General features: G+C 50.6%; 27 protein-coding genes. 18 read left to right on the forward strand and 9 right to left on the reverse strand.

What is annotated here, in order from left to right:
- Position 1: 1 nt before the first annotated feature.
- The 13 genes from ACYQ04_RS09320 to ACYQ04_RS09380 all read left to right on the forward strand — a co-directional run bounded on the left by ACYQ04_RS09320 (position 2) and on the right by ACYQ04_RS09380 (position 11356).
- Positions 2-274: a (2Fe-2S)-binding protein gene (locus ACYQ04_RS09320; protein ID WP_460129035.1), complete on the forward strand. Its 273-nt coding sequence runs from the start codon at positions 2-4 to the stop codon at positions 272-274.
- Positions 267-1433: an NAD(P)/FAD-dependent oxidoreductase gene (locus ACYQ04_RS09325; RefSeq protein ID WP_460130136.1), complete on the forward strand. Its 1167-nt coding sequence runs from the start codon at positions 267-269 to the stop codon at positions 1431-1433. Before ACYQ04_RS09320 ends, ACYQ04_RS09325 begins: the two co-directional genes overlap by 8 nt.
- Positions 1434-1517: 84 nt before the next feature.
- A complete protein-coding gene (pyrH, locus tag ACYQ04_RS09330) occupies positions 1518-2195 on the forward strand; it encodes a UMP kinase (RefSeq protein WP_460130138.1) in 678 nt (225 codons plus the stop codon).
- Positions 2196-2265: 70 nt separating this feature from the next.
- Complete coding sequence (locus ACYQ04_RS09335; protein ID WP_460129037.1) at positions 2266-4329, forward strand: pentapeptide repeat-containing protein; 2064 nt, start codon at positions 2266-2268, stop codon at positions 4327-4329.
- A 64-nt stretch (positions 4330-4393) separates the two neighbouring features.
- Entirely contained in the window at positions 4394-4603 is a 210-nt protein-coding gene (locus ACYQ04_RS09340) for a hypothetical protein (protein ID WP_460129039.1), read from the forward strand.
- Positions 4600-4866, forward strand: coding sequence for a type II toxin-antitoxin system RelE family toxin (locus ACYQ04_RS09345; protein ID WP_460129041.1), 267 nt, complete (start codon positions 4600-4602; stop codon positions 4864-4866). The genes ACYQ04_RS09340 and ACYQ04_RS09345 overlap by 4 nt, the downstream gene beginning before the upstream one ends.
- A 51-nt stretch (positions 4867-4917) precedes the next feature.
- Positions 4918-5184 (forward strand): ribbon-helix-helix domain-containing protein, encoded by a 267-nt coding sequence (locus tag ACYQ04_RS09350; protein WP_460129043.1) that lies wholly within the window; start codon positions 4918-4920, stop codon positions 5182-5184.
- On the forward strand, positions 5160-5600 hold the full coding sequence (locus tag ACYQ04_RS09355; RefSeq protein WP_460129045.1) for a putative toxin-antitoxin system toxin component, PIN family: 441 nt from the start codon (positions 5160-5162) through the stop codon (positions 5598-5600). Before ACYQ04_RS09350 ends, ACYQ04_RS09355 begins: the two co-directional genes overlap by 25 nt.
- 392 nt (positions 5601-5992) lie before the next feature.
- Positions 5993-7150: a radical SAM protein gene (locus tag ACYQ04_RS09360; RefSeq protein ID WP_460129047.1), complete on the forward strand. Its 1158-nt coding sequence runs from the start codon at positions 5993-5995 to the stop codon at positions 7148-7150.
- Positions 7114-8316 (forward strand): MFS transporter, encoded by a 1203-nt coding sequence (locus tag ACYQ04_RS09365; RefSeq protein ID WP_460129049.1) that lies wholly within the window; start codon positions 7114-7116, stop codon positions 8314-8316. Before ACYQ04_RS09360 ends, ACYQ04_RS09365 begins: the two co-directional genes overlap by 37 nt.
- A 170-nt stretch (positions 8317-8486) precedes the next feature.
- A complete protein-coding gene (locus ACYQ04_RS09370; RefSeq protein ID WP_460130140.1) occupies positions 8487-9806 on the forward strand; it encodes an NAD(P)/FAD-dependent oxidoreductase in 1320 nt (439 codons plus the stop codon).
- A 128-nt stretch (positions 9807-9934) separates the two neighbouring features.
- Positions 9935-10789 carry a hypothetical protein gene (locus ACYQ04_RS09375; RefSeq protein ID WP_460129051.1) on the forward strand — a complete coding sequence of 285 codons (855 nt, stop codon included), beginning with the start codon at positions 9935-9937 and terminating at the stop codon, positions 10787-10789.
- 36 nt (positions 10790-10825) lie between these two features.
- Complete coding sequence (locus ACYQ04_RS09380) at positions 10826-11356, forward strand: RNA 2'-phosphotransferase (RefSeq protein ID WP_460129053.1); 531 nt, start codon at positions 10826-10828, stop codon at positions 11354-11356.
- Between the two features lie 8 nt (positions 11357-11364).
- On the opposite strand, the gene ACYQ04_RS09385 is transcribed toward ACYQ04_RS09380, so the two are convergent.
- The 6 genes from ACYQ04_RS09385 to ACYQ04_RS09410 form a co-directional block, all read right to left on the reverse strand.
- Positions 11365-12516, reverse strand: coding sequence for a CHAT domain-containing protein (locus tag ACYQ04_RS09385; protein WP_460129054.1), 1152 nt, complete (start codon positions 12514-12516; stop codon positions 11365-11367).
- Positions 12517-12610: 94 nt separating this feature from the next.
- Positions 12611-13390, reverse strand: coding sequence for a tetratricopeptide repeat protein (locus ACYQ04_RS09390; protein WP_460129056.1), 780 nt, complete (start codon positions 13388-13390; stop codon positions 12611-12613).
- Between the two features lie 352 nt (positions 13391-13742).
- Positions 13743-14975: an MFS transporter gene (locus tag ACYQ04_RS09395; RefSeq protein WP_460129058.1), complete on the reverse strand. Its 1233-nt coding sequence runs from the start codon at positions 14973-14975 to the stop codon at positions 13743-13745.
- A 73-nt stretch (positions 14976-15048) separates the two neighbouring features.
- Positions 15049-16209 carry an NAD(P)/FAD-dependent oxidoreductase gene (locus tag ACYQ04_RS09400; protein WP_460130141.1) on the reverse strand — a complete coding sequence of 387 codons (1161 nt, stop codon included), beginning with the start codon at positions 16207-16209 and terminating at the stop codon, positions 15049-15051.
- A 2-nt stretch (positions 16210-16211) separates the two neighbouring features.
- A complete protein-coding gene (locus ACYQ04_RS09405; protein ID WP_460129060.1) occupies positions 16212-17690 on the reverse strand; it encodes an FAD-dependent oxidoreductase in 1479 nt (492 codons plus the stop codon).
- Positions 17691-17790: 100 nt separating this feature from the next.
- A complete protein-coding gene (locus ACYQ04_RS09410; protein WP_460129062.1) occupies positions 17791-18957 on the reverse strand; it encodes an OBG GTPase family GTP-binding protein in 1167 nt (388 codons plus the stop codon).
- A gap of 103 nt (positions 18958-19060) precedes the next feature.
- Between ACYQ04_RS09410 and ACYQ04_RS09415 the strand changes: the two genes are divergently transcribed.
- The 4 genes from ACYQ04_RS09415 (at position 19061) to ACYQ04_RS09430 (ending at position 21849) form a co-directional block, all read left to right on the forward strand.
- The gene (locus ACYQ04_RS09415; protein ID WP_460129064.1) at positions 19061-19528 is read left to right on the forward strand and encodes an Lrp/AsnC family transcriptional regulator; all 468 of its coding nucleotides are present in this window, start codon (positions 19061-19063) and stop codon (positions 19526-19528) included.
- Between the two features lie 70 nt (positions 19529-19598).
- Positions 19599-20099, forward strand: a complete 501-nt coding sequence (pfpI, locus tag ACYQ04_RS09420; protein ID WP_460130143.1) for a deglycase PfpI — start codon at positions 19599-19601, stop codon at positions 20097-20099.
- Between the two features lie 67 nt (positions 20100-20166).
- Entirely contained in the window at positions 20167-20886 is a 720-nt protein-coding gene (locus ACYQ04_RS09425; protein ID WP_460129066.1) for a hypothetical protein, read from the forward strand.
- A 39-nt stretch (positions 20887-20925) separates the two neighbouring features.
- Complete coding sequence (locus tag ACYQ04_RS09430) at positions 20926-21849, forward strand: triphosphoribosyl-dephospho-CoA synthase (RefSeq protein ID WP_460129068.1); 924 nt, start codon at positions 20926-20928, stop codon at positions 21847-21849.
- Here ACYQ04_RS09430 and ACYQ04_RS09435 read toward each other — a convergent pair.
- Both ACYQ04_RS09435 and snatA read right to left on the reverse strand, forming a co-directional pair.
- Entirely contained in the window at positions 21833-22111 is a 279-nt protein-coding gene (locus ACYQ04_RS09435) for a family 4A encapsulin nanocompartment shell protein (RefSeq protein WP_460130144.1), read from the reverse strand. The genes ACYQ04_RS09430 and ACYQ04_RS09435 overlap by 17 nt on opposite strands.
- 94 nt (positions 22112-22205) lie before the next feature.
- Complete coding sequence (gene snatA / locus ACYQ04_RS09440) at positions 22206-22856, reverse strand: neutral amino acid NAAT transporter SnatA (RefSeq protein ID WP_460129070.1); 651 nt, start codon at positions 22854-22856, stop codon at positions 22206-22208.
- A 118-nt stretch (positions 22857-22974) separates the two neighbouring features.
- Between snatA and ACYQ04_RS09445 the strand changes: the two genes are divergently transcribed.
- Positions 22975-23250, forward strand: a complete 276-nt coding sequence (locus ACYQ04_RS09445) for a TonB-dependent receptor (RefSeq protein WP_460129072.1) — start codon at positions 22975-22977, stop codon at positions 23248-23250.
- Here the strand turns inward: ACYQ04_RS09445 and ACYQ04_RS09450 are convergent.
- On the reverse strand, positions 23205-23948 hold the full coding sequence (locus ACYQ04_RS09450) for a DUF2101 family protein (RefSeq protein WP_460129074.1): 744 nt from the start codon (positions 23946-23948) through the stop codon (positions 23205-23207). The two genes, ACYQ04_RS09445 and ACYQ04_RS09450, sit on opposite strands and share 46 nt — an antisense overlap.

The raw sequence follows: 23948 nt of genomic DNA on the forward strand, positions 1-23948 counted from the left end.
CATGACCGGAAAGAAAATCGTCTGCCGCTGTAACGACGTAACGGTTGAGGACGTCGAGAGGCTCATAGATTCAGGCGTCACGGACATCGAGGAAATTAAAAGGCTCCTCCGCGTCGGCATGGGGCCGTGCCAGGGGAGGACGTGCATTCCAATCATAATCTCAATCCTCGCGAGGAAGACCGGGAAGAGGCCCGAGGAGATACCGCTCCCGAAGGCGAGGGTTCCGATTCGGCCGGTCCGCGTAGAGGTCATCGTGGGTGGTGCCGATGAGTAGAATCGCGGTAATCGGAGGCGGAATAATCGGGGTCGCCACGGCCTACGAGCTGGCCAAGCTCGGCGAGGAGGTTGTTCTCTTCGAGAAGAACTACTTCGGCTCGGGCTCCACCTTCCGCTGTGCCACTGGAATACGCGCCCAGTTCACGGATGAGGCGAACATCAAGCTCATGAAGCACTCGGTTAAGAGGTGGGAGAAGCTTGAGGAGGAGCTCGGGGCGGATATAGGCTTCAACCAGACCGGCTACCTGTTTTTGGCGACGAGCGAGGAGGAGGTTGAGGCGTTCAAGGCCAACATAAAGCTGCAAAACCGCTTCGGCGTTCCGACGAGGCTCATCGACATGGACGAGGCGAAGGAGATAGTGCCAATCCTCAACACCGAGCCGTTCTTAGCTGGCGCGTGGAACCCTACCGATGGAAAGGCGAACCCCTTCAAGACGCTCTTCGCCTATCTGCGGAGGGCGAGGGAGCTTGGCGTTGACGCGCGCGAGCACACGGAGGTCGTTGGACTTGAGCGCGAAGGAGAGACCATAACCGCCGTGAAGTTCAGGAGCAACGGGAAGGTTGAGAGCGTTAAGGTTGACGCTGTCCTAAATGCTTCCAACGCATGGGCGCCCCTAATCAACGAGATGACGGGCTTAAAGCGCGACCTCGTCCCGATTAAGGCCTACAAGCACCAGCTCGTCAAAACGGAACCGCTTGAGCGGGGACAGGCCGAGCCTTTGGTGTGCCCGCCAGCGTGGGAAGACGCCTACATAATTCAGGACGGCGAGGACGGCGGAATCATCTGCGGTGCTGGAATAGAGCACGAGGCGAAGAGCTTAGAAGATGTTGAACCGACCTACGACTTCCTGCGCGGGGTCCTCCGCTACGCCGTGAGAATCGCCCCTCCGCTCCGCTACGCCCACGTTGTTAGGCAGTGGGCCGGCTTCTACGCGAAGACGCCCGACACCAACCCGGCAATCGGGAAGCTCCTCGACAACTTCTACATTGCTGCCGGCTTTTCAGGACACGGCTTCATGATGGCGCCGGCCGTTGCCCAGGCGATGGCGGAGCTAATATCGAAAGGCCGCTCCAAGGTACCTCTCGACTGGGAGTGGTACGACCCGTACCGCTTCGAGCGCGGAGAGCTGAGAAGCTCGGCGTTCCAGATTGGATGAGCTTTTTCTTCAGCTTTCCCTTTTAACATCCCTCCGTCAAGAAAAAGGTTATAAATCGAGCCGATTAGCACCGTGAGGGTCGTCATGAGAATCGTCTTCGACATAGGTGGCTCTGTTCTCGTTCCCGAAGACCCGGACGTCGAGTTCATCAAGGCGGTAGCGTACGAGCTCATCAAGATAAGCGAGGACCACGAGGTAGCGGTGGTAGTTGGCGGTGGAAAGGTAGCACGCAAGTACATAGAAGCCGCAAAGACCTTCACGCCCAACGAGACCTTCAAGGACTACATAGGAATCCACATCACGAGGGCGAACGCGATGCTCCTGATAGCGGCGCTCGGCGAGAAGGCCTATCCCTTCGTCATTCAGGACTTCCGTAAGGCGTGGGAGGTCATACAGCTCAAGAAGATACCGATAATGGGCGGAACTCATCCTGGCCACACGACCGATGCCGTTTCGGCGCTCCTCGCCGAGTACCTTCAGGCCGACCTTCTGGTGGTGGTCACCAACGTGGACGGCGTCTACGACTCCGACCCGAGGAAGAACCCGAACGCGAAGAAGCTCGACAGAATAACGCCGGAAGGGCTCGTCGAGATTGCGATGGAGGCCGAGAGCAAAGCCGGCGGAAGCGGTGTCGTCGATGCCTTAGCGGCGAAGTTCATCCAGCGCGGGCGGATAAGGACTTACATTGTCGGCAAGAAGGACGCCTATCACCTCTTCGATGTCGTGAGAGGAAAGCACAGTGGGACTGTGGTGGAGCCTTGAGATTTTCGTTAAAATTTTATTCTGAATCTTTTCGAAAAGATTTTATAGTCTCTGAGGGTAAGATAACTTCATGTCGCCGAATGGCTCTGTTGATGAGTCGATTTTTTATAAGGAGAATAAAACGCCTGAAGAAGCCAAACTGTTTTGGGAGATGTTTTTGAAGAAGTTTGGAGCGCGAGTTGAAGAGATTGAGGTTGGCGGAAGGAATATAAAGAGGCTGGTTTTTGAAAAACCAATAATTGCTCCAAGATTTGTATTTCCGAAAACACCAAATGACTTTAATTGGTTCATTGAGCATACAGACAATTCAGGACATACATGGGTGGGCAGAAACCCATTTGAGAATGCGATATTTAAAAAGGAGACAATATTTTATGAAGCAGTTTTTGAGGGCCCAATTTCGTTCAAAGGTGCGATATTTGGAGGAGAGACACATGATACTGTCAAAGCTCTTCAGAACATCCCTCTTGGTAGAATCTTGCTCCAACGCAATGACCTGCCCAAGGAAATAGAAATTGGCGCAAGGTTCGATGAAGCCATTTTCTTGGACGTTGTTACATTCAAAAATGCCGTCTTCAAATCAAGTGTCTCTTTCTCCGGTACTGTATTTAAAAAAGGGGCATTATTTGATGGATGTAAGTTTTCAGGCAAACAAGCAGATTTTTCTAACTCAAAATTCTACAGATTTGAACAGGAAGACTTGCAGAATAGTACCTTAGTGCTGGGAGCAGATGAACCTGCACTTTTAGGGTGTTCTTCTCTTGGAATCGGTGCATGTTTTAACGGAGTAACGTTTAGATGTGGCGTTGATTTTAGAAATGCTAAGATGGAAGGCGCATCGTTTATGAACGCATTTTTCGTAAAAGAGTCAACATTTGAGGAAGCACAATTTAATGGCTTTGCAATTTTTATTTCCGCAAAATTTGGGGATAAAGTCTCTTTCAAAAGTGTAAAATTTCAGGATGATGTGACATTCTCAGGAGCATCCATAGACGTGATAAGTGTCCTTCACTCTAATGCGCCTTTCTACGAAAAACTTAACATGCCCTCTGCGCAGTTTTATGAAGAAGTGACATTTCAAGAGGCTGAATTTCATTCTAAAACAACCTTCTCAAAATGCCAGTTTAGAAAAGGTGCTAACTTCGGTGGAGCCATATTTGATAACGGAGCAGATTTCCAGTGGTGTGTCTTTCTTAACAAGAATATAACCCCAATTAAAAAGAACTACTCATATCCCGAGACTACCTTTGCAAAATCAATATTTAAAAATACGGCATTCTTTGACTTTGCAGAGTTTGGGAAAGCTTTCTTCAACTTTGCCACTTTTGAGAAGGGAGCAAACTTTAATAATGCAACATTCAAAGATACGCTCCAATTCAACGAAAGTACAGTATTAGAACCTATAGAGTTCAAGAGTGCAATGTTCGAAACACGAGCTGAATTTATACACGATAAGTTTAGAGACTCTGCAACTTTTTTGGAATCTCAATTTAAGGGGGATGTTGTATTTGATTGGTCTCTATTTGAGGGATTAGCAGAGTTGACAGCTAAGTATTATGGTAATATCAGTTTTAAACGTTCAACATTTTACCTCGGAGTCCAAATAGACTGGGGTAGAGTTGTAGTTACAGAAATAGACGCAAAGAAAGAGCTTATGAGAGTCTACATTATGACCTTAAAACAGGAAGGCCGAATAAGAGAAGCATCCAGGCTCGCTGTTGAATTTAAAAAAGAATTGAACCGATATCAGAGGAAAAAAGGTAGTCTTAGAGAGAAAGCTATTGCATATCTCGAGTTGATTTTCCTTGAACTTCCTAGTGAGTACCTTACAAATTGGAGAAGAACTGTTATTTCGAGTATGATACTCATTTTGATTTTTGGTGTACTCTTTTGTGTAATCGAAGTAGCTGGTTATGGGGGGATTAAAGCAGATACAAACAAAACAGCCAACAACATCTTGAACTACCTCTACTTCAGCGCAGTTACATTCACGACTCTTGGATACGGAGACTTCCATCCAATAGGTATCGTTAAACTTCTGGCAAGTATCGAAGCATTCTTAGGTGTCGTGTATGCCGCTATGATTTCAGCTATCCTCGGAAAGGAAGTGTTCGTCGAAGAGTTTGAGGAATGAAGTGTCATCTAGTCCAGTACTTAACCCTTTTATATTCCCCCGCTTATTCAGAAGTGGTGGGAGCATGGAAGCCGACCCGATAAACGTTCTCCTCTACGATATCCGCGAGATGAAGAAGCGATTAGATGAGATGGAAAAGGCCCTCCTTATGCTCAAGGCGAGGCTAATTGAGGAGGAAGATGGTGAGAGTCCAGAGGAAATCGAGGCGCTCGAAAGGGAAGCGCTTGAAAGAGGAAAGGACTGGGAAGAGCTGAAGAAGGAGCTTGGCCTATGAGCTTCAAGGTGATCATTGGCAAAAGAGCCGAGAAAGAGATAAGAAGTCTTCCGCCGGCTCACTTAAAGCGTTTTGCGGAACTCGTTGAGACACTGAAAACCAACCTTGTCCCTGTTGAAAGTTTCGACGTCAAGAAGATGCGCAGTTCTGAAAGGGCCTACCGCGTTAGACTCGGTAATTACAGGGTTCTCTACACCGTCCGCTGGGATGAGGATACCGTTGTTATCTTGAAAGTTGAACCTCGCGAAAGGGCGTATCGCTGAACCTTCGCAACCCTTATATATTTTGTCCGACTATTGTCCTACGGTGGTTGAATGTCCGCAACGGACAAGGTGTCGGTCCGCTTTCCTTCGGGTCTTATGAGGCAGATTGACGAGCTCGTCGAAAAGGGCGAGTTCTCAAGCCGGAGCGAGCTCATTAAGGAAGCCGTGAGGTTCTTCCTGCTCCACTACGAGTCCCCAGAGGAGCTGTGGGAGGCCTACAAGCTCCTCGCGAGGGAGCGGAGGATTCCGCCGGAGGAAGAACTTGAAAAGCTCCTCGAGGAAGTGGACGAGGAATGGAAGCGCGCAAGGTCGTCTTAGACACCAATGTCGTCATAACGGCCGCTATAAACCCCTTCGGAAGCTCCGGGAAGGTTATGGATTTGGTTGTTGGGAGGAAGGTTCTCTCCTACACCTCTGAGGCCATACTCGAGGAGCTACGCTTTAAGCTGACGAGCGGGAAGGTTCTCAGATATCTTGAAAGCAGGGTTTATGCGCTCTGGGTTTACAGGGTTTTCCGAGCCTCGTCCATCGTTGTGAACCCGGCAGTGAGGTTTGAAGTCTCGCCCGACCCGGACGACAACAAGCTGTTTGACGTTGTATATTCAGCCAAGGCAGGCTTCCTGATAAGTCTGGACAAGAAGCACGCGCTGAAGCTGAGGGATGAGGAAAGGAGATTCGTATTAAACGGGCACGAGTTTCTAATCCTGACGCCGGCGGAGTTTCTTAAATTTTAATATCAATAAATCATATTACAAACTCTTAAACTTTTTATTATTAACTTAAGGTTTACAAAATATTTAAATTTTAATAGCCAGTATTAATTAATGCACACAACACAAACATACGGAGGTGACCCAAATGAAACGGAAGCTGAAGATAAAAAAACTGACAAATGCCGGGTGCTACCACTGGAACAGCCATGATTCAGTTGGACTCTAAAGTTACCTTTTTTATTTTTGATTTTTATACTCTCAAACACAAGGAGGTGCTTTGATATGGTGAAGTATAATGTGACCATTAGAGAGGAGCCATTTGGAGCGTATGTTCACTTAAGAGAAGGTGCTCAAGTCCGGATAGTACCCCTGTAGAGGAAGTTGTTTCAGGATTTCTCGAGGAGCCATCAGACATGATGAAAGAGATCTTCGAAGTCTCGCTCGGCTCAATGGACACAGTGGACACTAGAATAATAACACCATCCAAAACTCCAGTGTTTAGTCTTTCAGCTCCGTATGATGTGTCAGTGGATGTGACCAACGCATGCAATCTATCATGCCAACACTGTTATGCAAGTGCCTTGCACCGCGGGAAACATGCCAGCTTTATGGATCTCGTTAGGATATTGTCAAAATTAGATTCAGTAGGAGTCACCCATCTGGCCATTACTGGAGGAGAACCTTTCCTTCACCCCGAACTGGACAGGATAATCAAGTACATTTACCTCTCAACAAAACTCAACTTCACTGTGCTGACGAACGGAACCATATTCCGCGAGGATGTTATTAATCTCCTGTCCAAGGTTAGAGAGGTTGGTGGTCTTTTTATAAGCCTCGATGATGTGGACAGCGAGGGCCATAACGAATTCAGAGGAACACCTGGTGCATGGGAGCAAACTGTAGACTTCATCAATAAGATTAACAAGACCGAAATTCCATTTATAATAGGGACTGTTATCCACAGGCACAACATGAATAGATTGGAAGAAATTATCAAGTTCAGTAAAGATCTTGGGGCCGATGGAATACATTTCATGGTGTTTACCCCAGCAGGAAGGGCTTCAAAGGTCTTTGAAACATATGGTATCAATAAGCATGAGGTCCAAAAGATACAATACCAACTGGAGCGTCTTGTTGAGAAGTACTCCACAGACACGTTCAAGGTAATGTTGGATGACTTCGGGTATACATTTACCTGGGAAAAACATCCAGACTCTTTTAGCACGCTAAAGGAACTAAATTTAGCAGGAGTCTGTGCCGCAGGAAGAACGATTCTCCATGTGGACAATTCAGGGAATGTATACCCATGTTCACTGTTTCTAGGCCATAAGGAGTTCATAGCTGGGAACCTCATTAAACAGGATTTCTATGACCTCTGGGTGAACTCGGAGGTGCTAAATACTTTCAGGAGCAAGAGGGTGATCACCTTAGAAAGTACAAACTGTTCAAAATGCCAATTTTTCAACATCTGCAAAGGTGGATGTGCATACAACTCATATGCGTTTTACGGTACGATCAACAGGGAGGACCCTCTATGCCCGCACATAGAGGAGGTTCAAATGGACAACTGATCTTTCTTTTGTTCTATTTTCTACTCTCCGTCTCCATGTACCTACCGGGACCCTATTTCATACTGTATCTTAACACGTACGTCGCTCTACCTTGGATTGGTTTGGCATACTCATTGAACAGGGTTTCCAATCTTCTGCTGGAGTACCCATCCGGGGTGCTGGCAGATAAGGTTGGAAGGCTTAAATCAACAATGTTGGGTTCATTTTTGCTTGGAATGAGTATGCTTGTACTGGTGATTTTTGGAACACCCAAGGTTTACATTGTAATTCTCTCCGCCCTACTTGGAGGTGCGGGAATGGCTTTCATCTCTGGTTCCCTAGAGGCATGGGCAGTGGATACTTTTGGTAAGACTAACATGAAAAAGCTGTTCTCCAATATGGGAACACTGAAGAACATTGGCGGGGTGATCGCATCAATATTAGCTGGGATTTCTGTCAAATATATGGGTCTGAAATGGCCACTGTTACTCTCCGGTGTCCTGGGTGTTCTTTCTCCAGCAATGTTATTTTTACTGCAAGATAACAGGGGCAATCATGACAGCAGAACAATTCTATTAAAAAATCTAAGAATGTTTAGGGACATCAGATTTTCTATGCTGGTGCTGATTATTCTTTTAGTATCCTTAATGCTCTCAGTGTTCTTTGTAATATGGCCGATAACCCTGAGGGATGTGGGTATATATGAAAGCCTCCTTGGGTTTGTGTATTTCTTGCTAATGACCTTTATGGCCCTAGGTAGTTACCTTGCAAGAAAGGCCTCCAGTGAAATTAAGGGGATAAAGATGTTCCTAATTGGTGGCACCGTCATTACATCAACCATAGCCCTACTGCTAAAATTAAATCCAACTAAACCTACTGCAATGTTAATATTAGTGCTTCTGTTTATCTTTGAGATATTAATCGGTTCATACTACGTCTTTATCGCCCACATGAGGAACTCTGTAATCCCTTCTGAGATACGAGCTTCGGCTATTTCAATGATCTCATTGGTAAACTCCGGGGTTGGTATGGTAACTCTGCCATTGTTCCTCGCACTGGGAGATCTTGCCTTCAAGTGGATTATATGTTCAATCCTATTAGTTTTTGGTACGATTGTATTTGAACTTTGGAAGACGAAATACACACAGCCGGCTGGCTCAAAGCCCTCAGCGCAATCGAAGCCTTAACAGGAGCCGTCTTCATGGCCCTCATCGTCGCGGTGATAGCGAGGAAGTGGATGCGCTGACGGGAAACCTTGACGTTTGTCTCCTCCCCAGCGCATTCTTTTTGAAAAGGCAACGCCCTTTCCAAAGCCAACTTTTTATACCTCCCCGCCCTTCTCAAGCTGGTGGTGCTCATGAAAATCGTCGTTATCGGTTCTGGAACAGCCGGGAGCAACTTCGCCCTCTTTATGAGGAAGCTCGACAGGAAGGCGGAAATAGTTGTCATCGGGAAGGAAGGCACGATGCAGTACTCGCCCTGCGCTTTGCCCCACGTCATCAGCGGGACGATAGAGAAGCCCGAAGATGTCATCGTCTTCCCGAACGAGTTCTACGAAAAGCAGAAGATAAAGCTCATGCTCAACACCGAGGCAAAGGCAATTGACCGCGAGAGAAAGGTCGTAATCACCGACAAGGGCGAGGTTCCCTACGACAAGCTCGTCCTTGCCGTCGGCTCCAAAGCTTTCGTTCCGCCGATTAAAGGGGTTCAGGACGAGGGCGTCTTCACCCTCAAGAGCCTCGACGACGTGAGGAGGATTAAAGCTTACATCGCCGAGAGAAAGCCGAAGAGGGCAGTTGTCATCGGCGCTGGCCTAATCGGCCTTGAAGGGGCTGAAGCGTTTGCAAAGCTCGGCATGGAGGTTCTCGTCGTCGAGCTTATGGACAGGCTCATGCCGACGATGCTCGACAAAGACACCGCGAAGCTCGTCCAGAAGGAGATGGAAGCCAACGGCGTCTCCTTCCGCTTCGGCGTTGGTGTTAGCGAGATAATCGGCAGTCCCGTCGAGGCGGTTAGGATAGGCGACGAGGAGGTTCCAGCTGATTTGGTTCTCGTCGCGACCGGCGTCAGGGCCAACACGGACCTCGCAAAGGAGGCAGGGCTTGAGGTTAACAGGGGAATAGTGGTCAACGAGCACCTTCAGACGAGCGACCCGGACATCTACGCGATAGGCGACTGCGCCGAGGTGATAGATGCTGTAACCGGGGAAAGAACGCTCAGCCAGCTCGGAACGAGCGCGGTTAGAATGGCAAAAGTGGCGGCGGAGCACATAGCGGGAAAGGACGTCTCCTTCAGGCCCGTCTTCAATACAGCGATAACAGAGCTCTTCGGCCTCGAGATAGGCACCTTCGGCATCACTGAGGAGAGGGCGAAGAAAGAGGGAATCGAGGTGGCGGTTGGCAAGTTCAAAGGCTCAACAAAGCCCGAGTACTACCCCGGAGGAAAGCCAATAACGGTCAAGGTCCTCTTCAGGAAGTCCGACAGGAAGCTTGTCGGCGCGCAGATAGTCGGCGGTGAGAGGGTCTGGGGAAGGATAATGACGCTCTCGGCCTTAGCTCAGAAGGGAGCGACGGTAGAAGATATCGTTTACCTTGAGACAGCCTACGCCCCGCCGATAAGCCCGACGATTGACCCGATAAGCGTCGCGGCGGAGATGGCGCTGAGGAGGTTCAGGTGACCTCTTTTCTTTTTGATATCCCACGCACAAGAGGAAATTTTTAAAGTGTGGAAGTTGTACCAACCAGTGGCTCTCCAAAGTGCTACAAGTTAAAGGTATCCCCTTAGGGTACAGAAAGGGTGATAACCATGAGAAAGCTCGCACTCGTTTTGGTCTCCGTTATCTTGGTGGCCTTCGTTTCGGGGTGCGTTTCAACCGGGTCCCCCGGCGCTTCAAACGTCACCTCAGGGAGCCATACAGGAACGACGACCCCAGTAGCGTCGGGACCAAAGCTCTACACAACCGAGGAACTTCTGGAGAAAATGAAGGAGATAGAGCAGTTCACCTACTTTGAGAACACCAGCCTCAAGCTCACGATGAACCTGGCCGTCGGCAACCTCACGCAGAGCGAGAACATAACCATCATCTACCGGAAGGCCGGCTACGTGGACCTGAAGGACAGGGAAGCTTCCATCAACATAACCACGGTTACATTCCCGGGCGGGGCTTCAGTATTCACCCGCCAGATTGTGAAGGGCAACGACATATACATCTTCGCAAGCGGGAGCTGGATTAAGCTCACCAACGCGACGTCGAAGCTGAACGTTTCGAAGATACTGAACTTTACCTGGGAGTACAACACAGTGTCGTTCGCCATGAAGTACCTCAAGAGGAAGCCCTCCAACGTCAGCTACGCCAACGGCACTGAACTGCTCTACTACCCAATCACAAAGGAGGACCTCGAGGCCATAGCCTCTGCCTTCCTGGGCTCAAACACCAACGTCAGCCTGAACGTCACGAACGGGATTCTCGAGCTGAGGTTCAGGAACGGAACCTTCGTCGGGGGCAGAATGGCATACAGAATAGAAATGACGCTCAGAACGGTGCAACCGACGGGAACGCCCGTCGAGGTCCACGAGGTGGGCCACGTCTACGACGAGTTCGTCGTTAAGGACATCAACGTCAAAAAGCCCGTTCACGTTCCGGCATCGTACAGGGCGTGAGAAACGCTTTTCTACCCCCTTTCTATTTCCCAACCGATGAACCGCGTGAAGGTCAGCAAGCTCATGGCATACATTCTCAGGCACTCGCCGGAAGAGTTCGGGCTAAAGCCAGATGAGGAGGGCTTCATCCCGCTGGACGAGCTCGTTAAAGCCCTCCAAACGGTTTATCCAGGCGTTACAGAGGAGTCCGTGAGGGAGATAGTTGAGAGGGACTCCAAGGGGCGCTACGAGATAAGGGACGATAAAATCCGCGCCCGCTATGGTCACAGCTTCAAAGTTGACCTCGACCACGAGAAGGACACCGAATCAAGGGTTCTCTACCACGGCACGCCAAGGAAGAATCTCGATAGAATCCTGAGAGAAGGGCTCAAGCCGATGAAAAGGCAGTTCGTTCACCTAACGACGAGTAAAAGCGAGGCCCTTGAAACGGGCAGAAGGCACGGAAAAGATGTGGTCCTGCTCATCATAGATGCAGACTGCCTGAGGAGAAGGGGCTTGAGGGTTTACAAAGCCGGAAAGAACGTGAGAATCGTCGAGCGCGTTCCGCCCGAGTGCATACTACCATAGAGTGTAAGTCACCCTCCATAAATCTGAAACGGTGCCCAATACCAGAAACTCTTTTCACCAATATTCTCCTTATAAAGTTTGATTATCTTTTCTTGACTGCTTTTTAGTTTCTCCGCAATGCTTCCTTTTTCTAGATAAAATATTTCAAAAATCTTTCTCGCAATATAATCATTGACAGGCCAAAGTGTTGCAATTACATATCGGGTTCCAGCTAGCTGGATAGCCCTAACTAGCCCTTCTAGCTCATCTCCCGGTGAAATTTTAGCAAGTCCCGTTTCACAAGCAGATAAAACTACTAGATTGGCTGGGATATGTAACTCTGCAATGTCCTTTATGGTAAATACTCCGTCATTTAATATTAGCCCGGAATTCTCAGGTTGAGCCCAATCAAAGAATGCATGCCCACTATAGTGAACTAGATTTGCAGTATTAATTTCTTTTTTTAGATTATTTGTTGTTGCATCCTCTCTAAGAAGAATCACAACATCCTCATAAGTCTGTTTCTCTTTGAGAATTTTTTCCACAATTTTTGCCTCATCTTCGGCCCATTCTAAATCCGTCGTAGGGTTGCCGAGTATTAGTGCCTTCTTATTGGGATATTCTCTAGTTTTCAAGAGTTTCAACGAAGTAGCAGAGGGAGCAAGTTTTATACTATGCTTTTCAATTAAGTACAATTTCCCATCCCACAATGCCGCGAAGGGGATATAATGAAGTTCTCTATGTGGAATTATAATAATGTCTTCCATTAAGTGGGACTCAAAAGGCTGAATAAGCTTTTGGTAAATATTATATAGTGCATTTATCGAGTTTTCTGGAAGCCCCTCTATGTCTTTTGAGTTCTCCAGTATTGTTCGTATATCACTTCGTATCTCATGTAGATTGCCAAGAGACTTGGCACTTTTTATTTGTCCCTGATTTATTAATAGCCCAACAATTTCATCACTATATGCAACAAAGTAATAAAGAATAGACTCGGAGGGATCTTTTAGCAAATTGGGAGACAAGATAGTGTTGCTAATTGTCTTATTCTCAGGTATTTTTTCCGATAACATCTCAGCAAAAACTCTCGATCTGGCCCTTTCGGCGTATTCAAATGCTTTTTGATACTTCTCAAGTTTAATACATGTAGAAACCATTTTTTGATATACCTCAATGTACATCCCATGAAATCCCGCACGCTCTTGAGGAGACATAATATTCGACCTTACTTTTTCTACTAATTCTATCGCTTCTTTATAGTAGGCAAATGCCTGTTTAAAGTTCCCTTTTTTTGTAATAGATATCCCCGATTTCAGAGTTTGCCCCTACTAACCCAAGCCAGTTTTCAGCATTTTTAAATACTTCAATAGCTGAAGCATACACCTTTTCTGCTTCTGAGATTTTTCCCAGTTTAAACAATGCTTCAGCTTTACATAGAAGAGCTCTTCCATAATTTTGCGAAGTAGGGAGCAGATTTTTTAACGCACGATTGCAAAGCTCAATGGACTTAACTAACAATGTGTGAGAATCTGGGGAAGATTCTGCCAACCTTATCAAAACTAATGCCTTATTGACTAACGCTCTATTATAACTTTGGCTTTTTACATTGTTAGATAGACTCTTAATAACAACATCATAGTCTTCCAGAGATCTTTTTAAATATGGCACGTAGTTATCTTTAGCATATAATGCTAGAACACTATAAGCCACTGCCCTGTTCATTAATATTTGAACAATGCCGTATGGGGCAGTTTGGAGTTTTGCTAGCCCCTCAATAGCTCGGGTGTATGCCTCAATCGCACTATTCAAATTAAACTCAGGATCAATTGATAATCGAGCCAGAAAGAGGTGTGCATTTCCTTTAGTTCCTAATGCCAGATAGTATACTGGTAAGGAAAAATCTATTGTTGTCAGGATTTCATCACATAGTTTTATGGCTTCCTTTAAATTTTTCACTGCATTACTGGAGTGTTCAGAAAGTCTGACTAGTGCATTTGCTTTGATTAACAAAATATCTGAATAAAGCTGTCTTTCTGTAGGTGTTATTACTTTCAAAGCTTCATCGCATGTTTTTATAGCATCATTCAATGTTCTCTCTGGAGAATATCCATGTTCCGCTGGCCAACCTAGAGCCTCCGCTTTGAGAGATATAGCAATTTTATACTCACGTGACTTTGGGTGGGCTTTTTTATAATCTTATCACTTTTTTGTATAACGCAAAGAAAATTTTCAATTGGTTTTATTCCCTGGTTTGCCTCTATAAGACAAGTCATAGCTTCAGTATACCAATCACCACTGTACTCCATAGGCACTTCCCCTATTAGAAGTACGAACAATGACAATAAAAAGTTATCGATATTTAATTTATAACATTAAATAGTCAGACCCGTTAATATTAAATTGAAGTTTACAATTTAAAGGCAAGCAGAAAGGCCAGCCCGAGGGGAATCAGCGTGCTCATGAAGTTCAGCTGGAAGCTTATTCCCGAGAGGTAGCCACCGAGGAGAGGCCCGACGACCCAGCCAAGGCTCATCATGGCGTTGAGCAGGCCCATTCCCTGGGCCCTCTCGCTCACCCTGACGTTCTGGGCCACGTAGGCGGAGGTCGAGTTTATTGTCAGAACCCACTTGACGCCCGAGAGGAAGGCTATTCCAAAGACGAGCCAGACGTTTCTAACGACGGCGTAGAGCAGGAAGGCCAAACCATAGCCCGCTATCGCTATCAGGTAGAACTTCTTCGCACCGTGCCTGTCTATCAGCTTCCCGAGGAAGTAGCCCGTTAGTGCCGCGGCGAGGCTCTCGATGCCGAAGATTACGCCAACGCTCCACTCGCCGAAGGTCTCCTTGAAGTAAACGGAGGAAACGCTGTAGAACTGCCCGCTGGCGACCATGACGAGGAAGACGGTAACGTAGAAGAGACCGAGGTGCCCGCGCATGAGCTTTTTGAAGGCCGAGCCCTTAACCGTTGCCCTCCAGCTCTCCCTGCCTTCCTGCACGAGAATCATGCCGAGGAGGGAGCGCCTTCCCATGGGACGCTCGCGGATTAAGAGGACTATTCCGGCGGATACGAACAGGAGGAGACCGGAGATTAGGAAGAGCTTCCTGACGCCGAGGTAGCCGACTATCGCGGAGCCGAGGAAGTTGCCAACCATGTATCCTGCGTTCTCGATGGAGTTGAAGAGGCCGAATATCGAGCCCGCCCTCGTGGAGAGTTCTGAAATCAGCGCCGAATGTGCCGGGGTCATGGCGGAACCGAAAACACCCTGGAGGGTTCTCAGGATTAGAACGCTGGTGGCGGAGCCGACGAAGGCCATGACGATGTAGAAGAATCCTATCGAGGCCACGCCGAAGGCTATGAAGCCCTTCCTGTTGCCGGTTGAGTCGGAGAGCCAGCCGAAGGGGTACTGGAAGACCGTCGAGGTCAGGTTGAAGGCCACGCTCAAAAGGCCGACCATGAACATGCTCGCGCCGAGGAGGCGCATGTAGACGCTGAGATAGGGGAAGGCCATTCCGAATGAAACGTTGGCGATGAACATGGCTACGGCCAAGACTACGACGTTCCTCCGCTTAACCCGAAGCTTCTTGAGCTTGAGCGTTTTCTCGCGCTTTCCCTGGGTGACAACGAGTTCTCGCTTGCTCATCGCTGGGAGAACCGGCGAGGGACTTATAAAATTTCCGTCGAAATGATAAGAAAAGGGTGGAAATCGCGGGAAATCAGCCCATCTGGAGCGCTTCCCCGCGGAGTTCACCGCGCTCGAAGCGATACGGGTCGTACCACTCGACCGGCAGGTCTGTTCTGCCCTTGGTAATCAGGTCGGCCACCATCTCCGCCACAGCCGGCGCCATCATGAAGCCGTGCCCGCTGAAACCAGCGGCAATGTAGTAATCGCTCAGCTCCTCGATTTTCCCTATGGCCGGATTGCTGTCGGGTGTCTTTGCGTAGTAGCCGGCCCAGGTTCTTAGTATAAGGAGCTCCCTCAAAGCCGGGATAATCTTGGTGAAGTAGTAGCTCACCTCGCGCATGAACTCGTAGGTCGGGTTGAGGTCGTAGGTTGGCCCGAGCTCGTAGCCAACTCCGCCGACGACACCACCGTGCGAGGTCTGCGTTAGGTAGGCGTGGCCGTACTTGAAGGATATGACCATCGGCTTAATCGCTCCCTTCCTTATGGGCTGTGTGATGACCGCCTGGTGCTTGTAGGGCTCTATCGGAATCGGAGTGCTTATCCCGGCCATCGCGTTGATGAGCTTGGCCCAGGCGTTGGTGGCGTTGACAACGATGCCGGTCTTTATAACCCCTCTGCTCGTCTTCAGGCCCTTAATCTCGCCGTTCTCGATGATGAAGTCCTTCACTTCCGTGTATTCCACCAGATTCGCCCCGAACTCCTCGGCCTTTATCGCGAACTTCGCGGTGGAGTGGAAGGGGTCGGCCTTTCCGTCGGTTGGGTTCCAGGAAGCGGCGATAACCTCACTGATGTCAAGGAGCGGGACTATTTCCTTGGCCTCTTCCGGCGTTATGAGCCTCGTCGGGACGCCGAAGCGGTTCTGTATCGCGATGTTGCGCCTGAACTCCTCGACTTCATCGTCGTCGTAGAGCAGGAAGAGGTAGCCTGTCTGCTCGAAGGAGAAGCCGTACTCCTCGCTGTACTTCTTCCACAGCTCGACTGAGCGCTTCATGACCTGAACGTTGGCCTCGTCGTTGAACTGCTGTCTTATGCCCGTTCCGCAGCGGAAGGTGGAGCCCGAGCCGATGAAGCGCTTCTCTATTACCGTGACCTCCTCACCGCGCTTGGCTAACTCGTGCGCTATCGTGACGCCGACTATTCCGCCACCGATAATCGTTATCTCGCTCCTCTCAGGAAGTTCCCTCGTCGGCATCCTCAATCCCTCCCCGCGGGGACCTTCATGCGGATGTTCTTGAGCGGGGGCCTCGCGACCGGAATGTCAAGTTTATCCATAGGCGTTCCCGTTCTCTGGGATACAACGACGGCACCGTTGAAGAGACAGAAGCGTCCCTGGCAGAAGCCCATGGCGAGGTGGGTCAACCTTTTGATTATCTGGAGGTCGGTAATGCCGGACTTCACGACGTCGTCGACCTTTCTCAGCGTCACGTCGCAACCGCAAATCTGGACGTCCTCGCCGTTGAACTCGTCAAGCGGAAGCCTGTGGACTGGAACCGCTATCGGCTCGTAGTTCCTGAGCCTCTCCCCGTAGATGCACGGTTCGGCCTCGAAGCCGAACTCCCTGAGGATGTAGGCACCAACGAGCCTCCCCTCAAGGTAGTTCGCGTAGTGGGGCTTTATCGAAACCGCACTGCCCGCAACGTAGATTCCCTCGCGGATTCTATGACTTGAGTCGAGAACCGGACGGTAGTAACCGCGCTTGAAGTACAGCTTCCCGCCGGCCTGGGTCACGGGGTTTATGTCAGGTCTTCTGCCATCGGAGACTATGACGGCGTTAACCTCGTAGACGTTGCCGTTCGCGTCTATGAGCCTCTCGACCTTTTCGTTGCCTTCAACGCGCTTCGGATTGGGTACCACAACGTACTCAATCCCCCAGCGGTCGAGCTCGGCCGTCAGCTCCTCTGGGAAGGCCCCGACGACGGCGACCTTCTTTCCTGGCGCAACTCCCCAGACGTTCATAACCTCCAAAGCGTCACTCCTCCTGAAGACGCCGGGGTAATCGTTGTTCTCGAAGAGCATGATGTTGTCAACGGCTCCGGTAGCTAAAACCACGCGCTTGGCGAGGATTTCAATCAGCTGGTCGCCCCTAACGATGGGCACGAGGAAGTACTCACCCTTGTCGAAGACACCTATCGCGACGCTCTTCAGGAAGACCCTCGTATTTTCGGGCAAATCGGAGAGCCCCTTCAGGGCCTCTCTCGGGTCTCCAAAGCCCTCCTGCTCGACGCCCTTGAGCTTTAAGTCTCCACCGAGCCAGCCCTTCTCCTCGATTATCGCCGTCGTGAGCCTTCCGCCGATTTCCTTGACGACGCCGAGGCCAGCAGGACCGGCGCCGATAACGGCCACGTCAACAACATAGCGGAGAACGGGCTTGTCCTCGTCGATTTCTACCTTTTCTTGGAAGTCGCCGTAGCCCTGCCTCTCAAGCCTCATGCCGTCCTTTACAGCTGTTTTCCTCGCGTTGACGTTCTTGACGCCGTTGACCACCATCGGGACCGGGCCGAAGGTGAAGGCGCCCCTCTTTCTGCCCTCGGTGCTCGTCGTGAGCCAGTAGATACCGTTCGCGAGGAGCGCGACGGTAATCTTCTCGCCCTCGTAGGCCTCCAGGGGTTGCCCCTCGAAGTAAATCGTGACTCTCTTAGAAGGGTCCTTCTCGGTAAGGTCGAGCTTTCGCATGCTCCCACCCCGAAAATTTTACGGTAAGCGTTCGACCTTATACACCGATGCTTATAAACGTTAGGTTGTACACCAATGGTTAAAGACGCTGGAAGAAGGGTCACCTTGCGTGAATCTCCACTATGTCGCCGTCCTCGAGCACATGGTCGGCGCCGACTCTCTGACCGGGGAACTTGACGCTCTTGCCCCAGACCCTTGCATAGCGGAAGTTCTTGGCGAAGTCCTTGTGAATTCTCTCGGCCAGGTCCATAACGGTAGAGCCCTTCTTAAGCGCGACCGGCGGATAAGCCGGCTCTTCACCGGGGCTCTTGGTGAAGACGCGAATGATTCCGGCCAAATCGTAGAGCTCGTCCTTGAGTTCCTCAAGGTTTATGCCCTTCTTTGCCGATATCGGGATTATTTTGAAGCGGTCGCCGTAGGCCTTGACGAGTTTCTCGTAGTTCTCCCTGCTCCCGGGGGCGTCGCCCTTGTTGGCTATGATTATGGCCCTCCTCCAGACGAGGCTCTCGTCTATGGCATCGGCGAACTCCTCGAGCGTCACCGGCTCCTTGACCGTTATCTCGGCCGAGTGTATGCGCTCCTCGCGGAGCATCTTCATGACCTCGCTGATGTCGCCCTTTATGTTCTCCTGGCCGTTGATGACGATTCCGCCCATCGCTGTTCTCTTGATTTCGACCCTCGGCTTCCTCTTGTTGACCTTTATTCCGGCCCTCTCAAACTCCCTCAAAAGAATCTCCATCTGCTTGACTGGGTCCTGGGAGAGGTCAACGACTATAGCTATTGCATCGGCGTTCCTTATGACGCTCAGGAGCTGTGGGCCCATTCCTTTACCCAAAGCGGCGCCCTCAACGAGGCCAGGAACCTCAACGAGCTGGATTTGAACGTCCTTGTGGTGCATCATCCCCGGAATCGGCTGAACGGTTGTGAAGGCATAGTCGGCAACGTCCGCATCCACATTGGTAAGGGCCTTGAGGAGGGAACTCTTGCCGACGTTCGGCAAACCAGCGAGGACTATCTGGGCAGCCCCTTCCTTCTTAACGGCTATGGAAGGCCCGCCACCACCTTTGCGCATCTGCCTTTGCTTCTCAAGCTCCTTTCTGAGCTCCGCTAACCTGCGCTTTATCTGGAGGCGGAGCTTTTCGGTCCCCTTGTGCTTTGGGACCGTCGCGTACATCTTTTCAAGTGCCCGAATCTTTTCAGGAATCGTCTTTGCGTTCCTGTATTCCTCCTCCGCGGTAAGGTATTCCGCTGTTACGTTCGTTGGCATTCCTGCCCACCCCCGGCCCGGAACTAAAAGACGAACGGCGTTTTATAAACGTATGGTTATCGAGAATCGGCAAATTTATAAGGAATCCCGAAAATTTTCCACGATGGTGATGGAAATGACGAGGAGCGGTCTCGATGAAGTTGATAGGAGGATACTCACAATACTTCAGCGAAACAGTAGAACTCCTCTCCGTGAGATTTCTAAGGAAGTTGGCCTCGCCGAATCAACCATCTACGAACGCATAAAGAAACTGAAGGATAGGGGGATAATAAAGAAGTTCACGGTTATCCTCGACCCGGACTCACTGGGCTTCAAGATTCTCGCCTTCATTCTCATAAAGGCCCGCGCAGGCATGTACGGCCACGTCGCGGACGAGCTCAAGAAGTACCCCCAGATATGCGAGGTCTACGAGACGACCGGGGACTACGATATGCTCGTCAAGATTAGGACGAGAAGCAGTGAGGAGCTCAACGAGTTCCTCGACAAGATTGGGGAGGTCGACGGAGTCGAATCAACCCACACGATGGTCGTCCTCAAGACCCACAAGGAAACCACCGAGCTCCCGCTCTAACCATTTTTGTCCAGTTAGGGTTATAAGCGGTCACCCATATATTCTTCTGAACGTTAAGGGGGTGATTGAAGTGAAGGTTCTGTTCCTCAGCGCCAACGATTTTGAGGACGTCGAGCTGATTTATCCGCTCCACAGGCTCAAGGAGGAGGGTCACGAGGTCTATATAGCGAGCTTCGAGCGCGGGAAGATTACCGGAAAACACGGCTACACCGTTGAGGTTCAGCTGGCCTTTGACGAGGTTGACCCCGATGAATTCGACGCCCTCGTCCTTCCGGGCGGAAAGGCGCCTGAGAGGGTGAGGCTCAACGAGAAGGCCGTGGCGATAGCGAAGAAGATGTTCGAGGACGGAAAGCCGGTCGCGAGCATCTGCCACGGGCCGCAGATACTCATCTCGGCCGGTGTGCTCAGGGGTAGGAAAGGAACGAGCTACGCCGGAATAAGGGACGACATGAGGAACGCTGGGGTAGAATGGGTGGATGAGCCGGTTGTCGTTGACGGCAACTGGGTCAGCTCAAGGCACCCCGGGGATTTGTACGCCTGGATGAGGGAGTTCGTCAAACTGCTCCGCTGAACTCTTCTTTCCCTGTTTTTGCGTAAAGCTTATACGGAAATATGATATTGTTCTCATGGGTGAGTCCATGAGGAGGGGTGGCATTCACGTTCTCGCGCTTGGCATTTTCCTGCTCGTTCTTCTGGTCGCAGGCACGATAACTGTGCTGGCCATGAGCGGAAAGATAACACTAAACGGTTCCGAGCCCAAGAAGACTGCAGGAAGGATAGTCAAGGTGGGAGCGTTTAATTCTTCAGTCTCGGCTTTAAAGGTTGTGAACGTCAACGGTGACGTCTCAATTGTTCCAGCCAACGTGAGCGAGGTTCTCATCAAGAGCAACCTCCCAGTCAGGGCGAGCGTTCAAAACGGCGCCCTAACCGTCTACTGCCCCGCGAAGCACACACATCTCGGCGGGGGGACAATCTGCGACGATTACAGGAACGGAACAGTCATCGTTGAGGTTCCTAAGAAGCTCGATTACGTGAAGGTTGAGAACGTCGTTGGGACCGTTTACGTTGGCGTGAACGCAACGAGTGTGGGGCTCTCCGACATCGTTGGAACGATTAAGGGGCGTGCGTGGGCTGACTACCGAGTCTCGAACATCGTAGGTAACGTTTACATCAACGTGATGGAGAGGGCCACCGTCAGCGACGTGGTTGGAAACGTGGTCGTTGCGGTTCCACCGGGGAAGGGCGCGGTGCTCAAGGCGAGGAACGTTATGGGCAACGTCATCAACGACGCCACCAGAAACGGGTCGGTTGAGGTCTCCGTGAACGACGTGGTGGGAAACGTCGAGGTCGGGGGCTGACTTTTTAAGGTTCCCCTACCTTCTTTCAGTGGTGGAAGTATGAACCGATGGGAGCTCATCAGGGCTTTTCTCACCGGCCCACTCGTGGAGGCGACCGTTCCAAAGCCCGGAAACGTGAGCAGGAAGAGGGACTTCGAGGATTTGGGTATCTACAACTTTCTCGTTGCGTATCCTGCTTTGGCTGGGGTCTACCACGAGGCGATAAAGAGGGCCGAATCAATCCGCTCCGGCCTTCTCAGGCCGAACGAGGCGGGAATAGGGGAGCTCATAAGGCGTGGCGTTGAGGCGAGCAAACGGGTTCAAGATGCCAACCCGAACTTTGGGGTGATAATCCTCTCGATTCCGCTCCTGATGGGGCTCTCGATGACGAGGAAGATACGCGAGGGAGGCGAGAAGGCGAAGTTACTCATCGAGGAGTCAACGGTGAGGGACACAATGGAGCTCTACCGGGCGATAAGAATCGCGAACCCCAAGGGGCTCCCGAGCGGGGTGAAATACGACGTCTACTCGGAGAAGGCCTTCGAGGAGCTATTCAGAGACAGGATAAACCTCTCCAGGATTGCCGAGATTAGCAAGGAAAGGGAGCTCGTCTTTCGCGAGTGGATTGAGGGTTACCGGCTCACCTACGAGACCTTTAAGAGGCTTGTCGGGGAGATTCCTGGCCCGCTGGAGGAGACCGTCGTTGGGGTCTTCATTGAGCTCCTCGCGGAAAACCTCGACACGCTAATCCTGCGCAAGGCAGGTATTGAAGAGGCCGAGCTCGTCAGGGAAAAAGCAGGAGACGTTCTGGAGAGAAGAATGGGCCTTGAGGAGTTCGACACGTTCATGCGCGAGAAGAGTGACTTAAGGAACCCGGGCAGTCTGGCGGACGTTATGGCAGTCTCGCTGAGCCTGCTGTTTCTGGCCGGAGTATGGGTCGAAATGAGAAACGGAAGGGCCTGGCTGGTCACTTCACAACGGTGAAACGCTTGGCGGCGGGTGCGTAGCCGAGGGCCTTGCTGTCTATCACAACCGCGTCCTTACCGAGTTCGTCGACTATCCTCACAGGCAGGCCCGAGAGCTCGAGGACCTCCTCGTCGCCTCCGAATTCCTCGTTCACCTGGGCCTTTATGAACTCGTAGGCCTCCCCTCCGACTAGAACCACATCGGGCTCGAAACCTTCAAGCTTCAGCTCGTTCGCCTTCTCCTCAACGGCACTCAGAATCCTTATCAGGTCCCCGCGCATTTTCAACACCCAGGGGAGTTCAACTCGAACGATTTAAGGGTTTTGGAAAACTGACTTCCCTCCGCCGTGAACGGCGAGATTTGAAAAAACCATATCAGAGACCAAAGGCCCCCTTGATGCCGTTTATAATCATCTGAACGGCCATTGACGTCAGGATTAGACCCATCATCCTCGTCATGACTTTTATGCCGACCCTTCCGAGGCGGGCCTTTATCACGTTTGCCGAGCAGAGGACGAGCCAGACGGTAATGCCTATGAGAACGATGCTGAGCAAGACTATGACTCTCTCAGCGATGCTCCCCGCCTTTGCCATGTAAAGCATCACCGTCGTTATAGCACCGGGGCCGGAAATCAGTGGAATCGCAAGGGGTATTATCGCGACCTCCTCAAGCGTAACGACCTCCTCATCGAACTCCTCGGTTTCCTCTCGGCTTATCTTGACGGAGGAGAGCCTGCCAGAGAGCATGTCCATCGCCATCCTGAAGAGAAGGATTCCACCGGCTATCGCAAAGGCGTCAACGCTCGAACCGAAGAACTTGAAAATCCACTGACCGATGAGGGCAAAAACGATTAGGGTCATTATAACAGTCATGGCCGTTTTCGTCGCTATCTCCCTCCTCTCGCGGAGGCTGAGGTCGTGGGTAACGCCGAGGAACACGGGGACGGCCCCAACAGGGTTAGTTATCGCGAACAGGCCGCCGTAGAGAATCAGGAGGTACTTGAAGAGGGCAACCAAGTTTATCATGGCACCACCAACCGAGCACGATGGACGGCCCTTAAAAACTTAATGGGTTTGTTACGCTTAGGGATTGCATATTAGTAAATCTTTTAAAGTTTTAGTGTTTACCTTTAATGGTGATATCGTGGGACACACCCTCTACTACACCACGGTGGTGAGGAAATGGAAAGCGTTCGTCTCGCTGATGGAGAGGGTCTCCACAGGACTGGGATACGGGCTTGAGGTGTTCGACAACGCACTCGTGCTGAATCCTGGTCACCCCCTGGTCGAACCCCTCAGAATAGAGAGAGAAGGGCCGGGATTCGCAAAGACAAACCTAATAGAGCCCCACCATTCAATTTACATTCTCATCCTTCACTCGGTCTCGGCTTTCGGCTCGGTGGAGCTCTGGGAGGACTGAGAGAAGTAAACCTCGATTATCCTCACGGGCTTGGCGCTCCTGAAGGTTCTGTCCTCCACGAGGACCTTAACGACTCTACCGGGTTCGGCATCTGGAACGGCCGGAAGCCAGTAAAGGCCGGGCTTAACGTTGGCCGCTATATCGTCGTGAACGAAAACCCTAACCAGGTCACCCCGAACCTCCTCAACGGTGCCGTAGGTGTAGTCCCTGCCGAAGGTTCTCTTGAAGTACCAGCGAAAGAGCAGGACCGAAATTGCAATAATAAGGACGTATAGATACACGGCAACGACGTTTTTAAGGTAGAGTCTGACAAGGGAGTAACCGATAAAAGCCAGGAAGGATAGGGCTGAAATCACCGTATAGAAAACCCGGTACGGTTTCTCATCTAGAAGAAAACTTCCATAACGACCGAAGAGATAATGTAAGTAAATGAAGTACGGGACCGCAACCGCGACAACCCACTGGGGATTCTTCGTCAGGAGTACCACGGCAAAGTTGAGAAGGAGGTACGTTAGGAAACACAGCTGGAGGTGAAGGCTGAGGAGCTCGTGAACGGTAACGCGGGACTTCACGAGCCGCGAGGTCAGCCTAAAGGATGGAGGCTCCCTCGAAGGTTCAGGGAAAAGGAAAGATTTAAATCCAGATGCGAGGCGTTCTACCCCCTCTCCTATCGAGTACAGGAGGTTCTCAATGCTCAT

It is taken from the genome of Thermococcus prieurii (genome assembly GCF_054657655.1).

Coding starts and splice junctions, on each gene's coding strand:
- ACYQ04_RS09375 (WP_460129051.1), top strand. CDS start 9,935: ATGAGAAAGCTCGCACTCGTTTTGGTCTCCGTTATCTTGGTGGCCTTC.
- ACYQ04_RS09365 (WP_460129049.1), top strand. CDS start 7,114: ATGCCCGCACATAGAGGAGGTTCAAATGGACAACTGATCTTTCTTTTG.
- ACYQ04_RS09395 (WP_460129058.1), bottom strand. CDS start 14,975: ATGAGCAAGCGAGAACTCGTTGTCACCCAGGGAAAGCGCGAGAAAACG.
- snatA (WP_460129070.1), bottom strand. CDS start 22,856: ATGATAAACTTGGTTGCCCTCTTCAAGTACCTCCTGATTCTCTACGGC.
- ACYQ04_RS09335 (WP_460129037.1), top strand. CDS start 2,266: ATGTCGCCGAATGGCTCTGTTGATGAGTCGATTTTTTATAAGGAGAAT.
- ACYQ04_RS09405 (WP_460129060.1), bottom strand. CDS start 17,690: ATGCGAAAGCTCGACCTTACCGAGAAGGACCCTTCTAAGAGAGTCACG.
- ACYQ04_RS09385 (WP_460129054.1), bottom strand. CDS start 12,516: ATGTACATTGAGGTATATCAAAAAATGGTTTCTACATGTATTAAACTT.
- ACYQ04_RS09340 (WP_460129039.1), top strand. CDS start 4,394: ATGGAAGCCGACCCGATAAACGTTCTCCTCTACGATATCCGCGAGATG.
- ACYQ04_RS09450 (WP_460129074.1), bottom strand. CDS start 23,948: ATGAGCATTGAGAACCTCCTGTACTCGATAGGAGAGGGGGTAGAACGC.
- ACYQ04_RS09410 (WP_460129062.1), bottom strand. CDS start 18,957: ATGCCAACGAACGTAACAGCGGAATACCTTACCGCGGAGGAGGAATAC.
- ACYQ04_RS09360 (WP_460129047.1), top strand. CDS start 5,993: ATGATGAAAGAGATCTTCGAAGTCTCGCTCGGCTCAATGGACACAGTG.
- pyrH (WP_460130138.1), top strand. CDS start 1,518: ATGAGAATCGTCTTCGACATAGGTGGCTCTGTTCTCGTTCCCGAAGAC.
- ACYQ04_RS09380 (WP_460129053.1), top strand. CDS start 10,826: ATGAACCGCGTGAAGGTCAGCAAGCTCATGGCATACATTCTCAGGCAC.
- ACYQ04_RS09400 (WP_460130141.1), bottom strand. CDS start 16,209: ATGCCGACGAGGGAACTTCCTGAGAGGAGCGAGATAACGATTATCGGT.
- ACYQ04_RS09355 (WP_460129045.1), top strand. CDS start 5,160: ATGGAAGCGCGCAAGGTCGTCTTAGACACCAATGTCGTCATAACGGCC.
- ACYQ04_RS09320 (WP_460129035.1), top strand. CDS start 2: ATGACCGGAAAGAAAATCGTCTGCCGCTGTAACGACGTAACGGTTGAG.
- ACYQ04_RS09435 (WP_460130144.1), bottom strand. CDS start 22,111: ATGCGCGGGGACCTGATAAGGATTCTGAGTGCCGTTGAGGAGAAGGCG.
- ACYQ04_RS09415 (WP_460129064.1), top strand. CDS start 19,061: ATGGTGATGGAAATGACGAGGAGCGGTCTCGATGAAGTTGATAGGAGG.
- ACYQ04_RS09350 (WP_460129043.1), top strand. CDS start 4,918: ATGTCCGCAACGGACAAGGTGTCGGTCCGCTTTCCTTCGGGTCTTATG.
- ACYQ04_RS09370 (WP_460130140.1), top strand. CDS start 8,487: ATGAAAATCGTCGTTATCGGTTCTGGAACAGCCGGGAGCAACTTCGCC.
- ACYQ04_RS09325 (WP_460130136.1), top strand. CDS start 267: ATGAGTAGAATCGCGGTAATCGGAGGCGGAATAATCGGGGTCGCCACG.
- ACYQ04_RS09430 (WP_460129068.1), top strand. CDS start 20,926: ATGAACCGATGGGAGCTCATCAGGGCTTTTCTCACCGGCCCACTCGTG.
- ACYQ04_RS09345 (WP_460129041.1), top strand. CDS start 4,600: ATGAGCTTCAAGGTGATCATTGGCAAAAGAGCCGAGAAAGAGATAAGA.
- ACYQ04_RS09425 (WP_460129066.1), top strand. CDS start 20,167: ATGAGGAGGGGTGGCATTCACGTTCTCGCGCTTGGCATTTTCCTGCTC.